This window comes from Coprobacillus sp. (genome assembly GCF_984815275.1).
Genome location: NZ_CFJNYH010000034.1, coordinates 25955 through 33580, shown reverse-complemented (window position 1 = coordinate 33580; position 7626 = coordinate 25955). Strand labels below are relative to the sequence as shown.

The following is a 7626-nucleotide window of genomic DNA, read 5'->3' as shown; positions in this document are numbered from 1 at the left end:
TTATATTTCATACTTTTTCACAATTTACTACTTGACTTTAATATAGTTGTCTTTCTATTCCTAATTGATTTAATATTTCTTTTTGTAACGTAAACATCTCTTTTTCATCTTCTTCATTCATATGATCATATCCCAACAGATGCAATAGACCATGCGTGAATAAAAAACACATCTCACGCTTTAAAGTATGCTGATATTCTTCTGCTTGAATACAAGCATGATGATAAGAAATAAAAATATCTCCTAAACTTCGTGGCATTCCTGCCACATAAAACTGATCATTATCTTCTAATGCAAAGCTGATAACATCAGTAGAACGATCAATATTTCTATATTCCTTATTTATCTCATGAATTCGTTCATCATCAACAATAATACATGATAATTCCACATCATCTTCTATTTTTAAATATTGAAGTGCTGCTTCTACAATTTTTATAAATTGTTGTTCATAATTATCCTTACTCAATTTCAATTCATCTTCATATACAAAATCAATAGCCATTATATCACCTTTCATTTCTTAATCTTCCTTCTTCAATTATAGCACAAGCAACATTCTTGTTCACTAATTTTGTTTGATGATTAACCATAACATAAATCTTTCCTTCATCATTCTTGAATAAAAACCTCATCACTTTACTTGCTAATTTTGCATCCATATGTGAAAATGCTTCATCTAAAATGAGAATATCAAATTCTTGACATAAAAGTCTAATTAAAGAAACAATCTGTCTTTGCCCAAGTGACAGTGGTGCACCATCTTCACTTAAGACAATATGAAACATATTGAAAAGAGCTTCCTGTCCAAACGATTTTAAGTAATAACGTATCTTCTTTTCATCATGACATAAAAAATTTTCCAACAAAGTTAAATGTAAAAACGATGGTGTCTCATGAGCATATCCTATATGTTGATATAAAGAAGATAATTGAATAGTCCTTAACTCCTGATCATTAATATAGATATCTCCTGAATAATGAAGATCATATCCCATAAAAAGTCTTAACAACGTTGATTTACCAGATCCTGTCTTTCCCTTTAATAAAAGGTGTTGGTGAATTGTTAAATCAATATGTTCAAATAAAGGTACTTGATATCCATAGGCATAACTGACATTATCCAAAGTAATTGATGTAATTTTCTCCTTTATAGGTTCTTGTGGTAGTTGTGGTTCTATTTCAAATACTTTATATTTTTCATAAACAATCTTCATTTGTTTATATTGACTGACAAGATTGACAATGTTCATCACAGGTTGAATACAATAAGAAACCAACATATAAAACATCATTAACTGTCCTATCGTTAAATGAGATCTTTGATAATGATAAAATCCTAAAATCATAATAACACCATAGAAAATATAAATAAAGTATTGAATAAAACTTTGGAGTTGATTCATAAATAGAGCCTGTTTTTCTTTTAACAAAGCTTCATCTAAGTAGATATGATAACTTCTTTCCCGTTGTTGCTGTAACAATGAAAAACGTTTAATTAAAAATTGATTTTCAATTAATTCTAGAAGATGATGCTGAAAAACAAAATGTGCTTCAAGATAATTTTTATGGATATCCTGTAAAGCCTGTAAACGATAATAGGCCATAAACATAATACATAAAAACATAATTACAACCAGAAATGTCATTGATATATTTATAAACATCATTCCAATCATAAAAACAACAAAAGACAAAGCATCTAAGAACAATCTCTCATAGCACTCTAAACTCATTTCACTTAGATCAAAGAGACTTAATAATTGACTTTGAATATACCCTTTATCTTGATAAAAGAAACTATGAGTTAATTGCAGCATTCGCATAGAGGAATCAAAAACATATTCTTCATCAACTGCTTTTCTTAAAGAGATAAAAGCTTTGGTTTTGATTCTTTCCATTCTTGTTTTAATGATTTCTATACAGCTATAAGCAATGCAGAGTACAACCATATAAAAAAATTGAGTATTGATATGAATATCATCAATAATAAACTGAAAAAAGTAACTACTCAAGTATCCTAGTAAAGAAATCCATAAACCTTTCAAAATAAGATCAATCATATGTTTTTGATATGATTGAAAAGTCTGATATAAAAAAGAAAAGTAAGATTGATAAGATAATTCAGGAACACGACCAACATGTGTTATCGCTATAACATGCATGGCATAATGTTCAGACATCTCTTCTTGATAAATAGAAATGAGCCCTCTAGCTGGATCACCAATAATATACTCATCATCATTTCTTTCATATAAGACAACAAAATGACCAATATCATTATAAGCCATATAAAGAATACATGGATATTGAATATTTTTATGAATATCATCTAATGTTGCCTGATAAGCCTTAGCTTCAATTTGATAAGTCTTTAAACACTCAATAATTCCTAAAATAGAGATACCATTTTGATTTAATCTTGCTTTCTGCTTAATTTTTTTCATTTCATCCTGATAACCATAAAATTTCAAAATCATAGAAATACAATAAGCACCACAAGCCTTTTCTTCATCTTGCAAATCAATTGGATATTTTCGCATATAAAAACCCCCTTACTTCTATATTCAATAAAAATAAGGGATTTTTCTTTTTTTATTTTGATTTTTTTAAAATATTTTTTAATTTACCAATAAATTCATCAACATGTTCTTCAGTAATAACAAATGGTGGCAACATTCTTATGACATTAGTTCCAGCAGTCACAACAATAACGCCCTCAGTTAAGAGTTCTTTGACATACGGTCTGGCATCATCTTTTAATACCAATCCTTGCATTAATCCTAATCCTCTGCGACTTTCTACAATATCAAACTCTCTAATAAGTTCATCCAGCTTTTCAGTCAAATATTTAGAAATCTCTTGAACATGTTTGAGCATATCTTCTCTTTCAATGATTTCAAAAACTGTTTTCACAGCAGCACATACAAATGGATTTCCACCATATGTACTCCCATGATCGCCTGGTTCCATAGCTTTTGCATATTTTTCATTTGCTACAAATGCGCCAACAGGTACACCACATCCTATCCCCTTGGCTAAACAAACAATATCAGGTAAGATATTGTATTGAAAATAAGTCATAATTGTTCCTGTTCTCCCCATTCCACATTGAACTTCATCTAAAATCAAGCAAATATCATGTTCATCACACAACTGTCTTAATCCAGTCATAAAGTCCTGATGACATAAATTTAATCCGCCTTCACCTTGTAATGGTTCTACAATAATAGCCGCAGTTCTTTCATTGATTAATGCCTCAACACTCTTTAAATCATTTAATGTTGCATAATGAACACCTTTAATAAGTGGTCCAAATGCCTCCTGATAGTGAGGATTTCCAGTTAATTTGACTGAACCTGTTGAACGGCCATGAAATGAATGGTGAAAAGAAATAATTTCACTATTCGCTTTTCCATGTTTCATATAGTAATATTTTCTCGCTAACTTTAAAGCTCCTTCTGTTGCTTCAGCACCAGAATTACAGAAAAAGACTCCATCCAATTGTGTTGCTTTTTTAACAGCTTCAGCAGCTTCAATTGAAACAGGTGTATAAAAGTAATTAGATACGTGCATCAATGTTTCTATTTGTTTTTGCAGAGCATTAATATATGGTTTATAGCCATGACCAAATGAATTCACACCAATTCCAGAATAAAAATCTAAATATTGTTTTTTATTCGTATCATAAAGATAAACGCCTTCTCCTCTTTCTAAAACAACATCATATCTACCATATGCTTTTAAAAATGCTTTTTCCCCTCTTAAATAACTATCCATATTTATTCCCCTTTCAAATTCATAACAATTTTTTCATATAAATCTATTGCTTTTTCTAAAACTTCCTCATGAAAATTAAATGTTTCTGTATGCAACCCACTTTGATATTCTTGACATTTTGTCCCCAAGAAAAAGAATATACCAGGAATTGCTTTTTGATAGAATGAAAAATCTTCTGCTAACATTAATGGTTCTTTTAACTCAATATATATATCTTCATCTACAATATTTCTAAAAACTTTATACAAATGATCATCATTAAGTACTGGTGGATACAATGGTGGACAACTCCATTCAATTGAACAGCCATAAGCCATTTCTAAACTTTTATGAATAGAATCGATGTCTTGAGTCACTTTTATAAATAAGTTCTCATCATAACAACGCAATGTTCCATGCATTGTTGTTAAACTGGCAACACTATTTCGTGCTGATCCTCCATTTATTTGACCAATATTAATGACAGCTGGTGAGAATGGAGAAATGCGTCTTGAAATAATTGTTTGATACTGTTGTAATGCTTGATTTGCAATCATGATACTATCAATACTCTCTTGAGGCAAACCAGCATGAGCACCTTTTCCATATATCTTTACATCCAATTCTCCACACATTGCCATTAGCGGACCTTTCTTACAAGCAATCACGCCTTCTTCAATGAATGGCATTAAATGCATACCAAAAATAGCCTTAACATTATATTTTTCAAAAACACCTGACTCTACAACTTGCGCGGCAGCTCCTGGCGATTCTTCTGCGGGTTGAAATACCAATAAGACATTGCATGATAATGAACTATGGTTTTCTTTTAAACGCCTTGCAAATCCTAGTAAAGCACTCATATGTCCATCATGTCCACAAGCATGCATCATCCCAGGAATTTTAGAAGCAAAGTCTATATGATTTTTTTCTTGAATTGCCAAAGCATCAATATCACTACGAAAAGCTATTGTTGTGGATTGATGATAATCAATATAAACAATTGTTCCAGTTTCTACAACTGCTTCCCATTGATAACCCATTTTTTCTAATTCACGACGAATATAGGCGGCAGTTTGAAATTCCTGTAATCCTAGTTCAGGTATCTGATGTAAATCTCTTCTCCATTTTTTGAGTTGTTCCATATGTATCACCTTAGATTTTTCTTAAATCATCTATTAATTGTGTTTTTTCTTTTGTCTCTTTTGTTTTTTCTGCTTTAATCACTCTAGCCGGATTCCCAGCAACCACTGCACCAGCAGGAACATCATTCAAAACAATACTTCCTGCTCCTACAACTGCACCTTTGCCAATACGGACCCCTTCTACAACAACTGCATTTGCTCCAATAAGAACATCATCTTCTAAAATAACTGGAGATGCACTTGGTGGTTCAATAACACCAGCTAAGACTGCTCCTGCTCCTACGTGGCATCGTTTTCCAACTTCCACACGACCACCTAAAACAGCTCCCATGTCAATCATCGTTGATTCACCAATTTTAACACCTATATTAAGAATTGCTCCCATCATTATAACAGCATTATTCTCAATTGTCACATGATCCCTAATTATTGCTCCTGGCTCTATACGCGCATTAATATGTGTTATATCAAGCATTGGAATGGCACTATTTCTACGATCATGTTCCCAATATGTATCTTGTATTCTCGCTTTATTTTTTTCTAAATATATTTGGATAGGTTCTATATCACCAATAAGAATAAGACTAGAACCATCTCCAAAGATATGAAATTCATCACTTTCTGGTAAATTTTCCCCTTTCACATAAACTTTAACGGGTGTATGCTTTTTAGCATTTCCAATATATTGAATGATTTCTTCTGCTGTATTATACATTAAATACCTCCTCTTGAATAATTCCTTCAAAAACTGTTGTGGCCGGTCCACTCATCCAAATCTCTCCATTTTCATAACTAATATCAAGAATCCCACCTAAGAGTTCAACTTGAACATGGTTATCACACAAACCATTTATATAACTTGCATACATCACAGCACAAGCTCCTGTCCCACAAGCCATTGTTTCACCACTACCTCTTTCCCAAACACGCATCTTAAGATATTGACGATTAACAACCTCAACAAATTCAGTATTAACCGATTCAGGGAAAAGTATGTGTTTTTCAAATTTTATTCCAAGTTCTTGGATATTAAAATCTAAATGATTCATATATATTACTGTATGTGGATTTCCCATTGATAAAGATGTGAGATAATATACTTGACCATCTACTTCAATTGGTTCATTGATCATTTCTTCCTTATCAAATAGACAAGGAATTTCTTTTGATTTTAAGATAGGCTGACCCATATTGACTCTGACATATTGAACCTTATTATTGTCAATTATTAACCATACTTTCTTAATACCACCCAATGTCTCTATCTCCAAATAAGTTTTCTTGGTTAATTGATGGTCATAAACGAATTTAGCAAAACAACGAATACCATTACCACACATTTTTCCTTCACTACCATCTAAATTAAACATTCGCATCTTAAAATCACAGATTTCTGATTCTTGTATAACAATAACACCATCACTTCCAATACCAAAATGACGATCACTTATCTTTGTAATAAAATGAGGGTTCATAGGAACATCCTGATGAATGCCATCAATATAAATATAATCATTTCCTATTCCTTCCATTTTTGTGAATTTAAGCATAGTATCACCTCATCTTTATTTGATATATTAACATTTTTTTATTACGATGAAAAGACTTTTTTAAACAGTTTGCATAACATAATAAGAAAGGTGACTTTATGAAATATATGTTCAAGAGAATAAATCAACTATTCTCTATTCTCCTTATTACACTTGTTTTTATGATTTTACACTATCATTTATATTAACAAAAAACGGTTAAGAATTCTTAACCGTTATTTCTTTAAAGTAAAACCACAATTTGGACAAGTTTCTTCACTTCCAACTGGTGTTCCACAATTTGGACAATATGCTTTTGGTTCAGTTACAACTTCTACTTTTTCTTCATTAACAACTTCAGTAGGTGCTTCTATCTTTTCTTCAACATCTGATTCTACTACTGGTGCTTCTGTAACCACTTTTTCTTCAGTGGCTTTAGAAATTGGTGACCCATCATAAACCTCTTCATGATTTTCTTTCTTTTTCTTCATTAACATAAATGCAACAACTCCAGCAATTGCTGCAACACCTACAATAATGAAAATCATGCTCATATCCATTCCACCACCTGATAATTCAGATGATACAATAATATCATTAGATTTGCCAGTTGCCATCATATCTAATAAATCAACAGTTACAGTATTTCCATCTACAGTTCCAACATTTGATGTTGCTTTTCCTGGCATTTTAATAACAACATTCATTTCCATTCCTAATTTCTTCATTTGTTCAACTGAATATCCATATGAAGTTAATTGACTCATATCCATTTGATCACTAAAATCATCCATAGGTAAAGTTAATTCAATTCCATCTTTACCATTAACTTCTTTATCAATAATTCTAACAGATGCATCAGCAGATGCTGTTCCTTGTACAGAAACACCAACCCATTTAGAACCATCTATTGTTTTTTCAATTGGAGTTGTCTTGGCATCCTCCATACCTTCAGAAGATTTAATTTGATCTTCCATTTGTTTAACATAATCATCAGCAGACATTCCAGCACTTTTAAACATTGATTCCTCAGCTAAGATTTCCATACCCATTGCCATTGTCTTATCAGCTTTAACTTCAACATTAATGCTGAGTTTCATACACCCAGTCAGAACAAATACCATTAAAGCCATAGTTAATACTTTTAATATTTTTTTCATTGTATTTCCCCTCTCAAATATTTATATACATAT

The 7626-nt window shown here is 31.3% G+C and carries 7 protein-coding genes; all 7 read right to left on the bottom strand.

Translation table 11 applies throughout. The features are described from left to right. Window positions 1-37 precede the first annotated feature (37 nt). The 7 genes from ybeY to AC5M21_RS12120 all read right to left on the bottom strand — a co-directional run bounded on the left by ybeY (window position 38) and on the right by AC5M21_RS12120 (window position 7593). Entirely contained in the window at window positions 38-520 is a 483-nt protein-coding gene (gene ybeY, locus AC5M21_RS12150) for an rRNA maturation RNase YbeY (protein WP_493531500.1), read from the bottom strand. Continuing rightward, window positions 510-2543: a cysteine peptidase family C39 domain-containing protein gene (locus AC5M21_RS12145; protein WP_008787809.1), complete on the bottom strand. Its 2034-nt coding sequence runs from the start codon at window positions 2541-2543 to the stop codon at window positions 510-512. Before AC5M21_RS12145 ends, ybeY begins: the two co-directional genes overlap by 11 nt. Window positions 2544-2595: 52 nt before the next feature. Next, window positions 2596-3780, bottom strand: coding sequence for an aspartate aminotransferase family protein (locus AC5M21_RS12140; RefSeq protein ID WP_008787808.1), 1185 nt, complete (start codon window positions 3778-3780; stop codon window positions 2596-2598). A 2-nt stretch (window positions 3781-3782) separates the two neighbouring features. Next, window positions 3783-4904, bottom strand: a complete 1122-nt coding sequence (locus tag AC5M21_RS12135; RefSeq protein WP_008787807.1) for a M20 metallopeptidase family protein — start codon at window positions 4902-4904, stop codon at window positions 3783-3785. A gap of 10 nt (window positions 4905-4914) precedes the next feature. Further along, a complete protein-coding gene (dapD, locus tag AC5M21_RS12130; RefSeq protein ID WP_008787806.1) occupies window positions 4915-5619 on the bottom strand; it encodes a 2,3,4,5-tetrahydropyridine-2,6-dicarboxylate N-acetyltransferase in 705 nt (234 codons plus the stop codon). Continuing rightward, window positions 5612-6454 (bottom strand): diaminopimelate epimerase, encoded by an 843-nt coding sequence (dapF, locus tag AC5M21_RS12125; RefSeq protein WP_008787805.1) that lies wholly within the window; start codon window positions 6452-6454, stop codon window positions 5612-5614. Before dapF ends, dapD begins: the two co-directional genes overlap by 8 nt. 215 nt (window positions 6455-6669) lie before the next feature. After that, a complete protein-coding gene (locus AC5M21_RS12120; protein ID WP_054325276.1) occupies window positions 6670-7593 on the bottom strand; it encodes a zinc ribbon domain-containing protein in 924 nt (307 codons plus the stop codon). Window positions 7594-7626 lie beyond the last annotated feature (33 nt).

Excerpts from the sequence above, each read along its gene's own strand:
- ybeY (WP_493531500.1), bottom strand. The coding sequence starts at position 520 with ATGAAAGGTGATATAATGGCTATTGATTTTGTATATGAAGATGAATTG.
- AC5M21_RS12145 (WP_008787809.1), bottom strand. The coding sequence starts at position 2,543 with ATGCGAAAATATCCAATTGATTTGCAAGATGAAGAAAAGGCTTGTGGT.
- AC5M21_RS12140 (WP_008787808.1), bottom strand. The coding sequence starts at position 3,780 with ATGGATAGTTATTTAAGAGGGGAAAAAGCATTTTTAAAAGCATATGGT.
- AC5M21_RS12135 (WP_008787807.1), bottom strand. The coding sequence starts at position 4,904 with ATGGAACAACTCAAAAAATGGAGAAGAGATTTACATCAGATACCTGAA.
- dapD (WP_008787806.1), bottom strand. The coding sequence starts at position 5,619 with ATGTATAATACAGCAGAAGAAATCATTCAATATATTGGAAATGCTAAA.
- dapF (WP_008787805.1), bottom strand. The coding sequence starts at position 6,454 with ATGCTTAAATTCACAAAAATGGAAGGAATAGGAAATGATTATATTTAT.
- AC5M21_RS12120 (WP_054325276.1), bottom strand. The coding sequence starts at position 7,593 with ATGAAAAAAATATTAAAAGTATTAACTATGGCTTTAATGGTATTTGTT.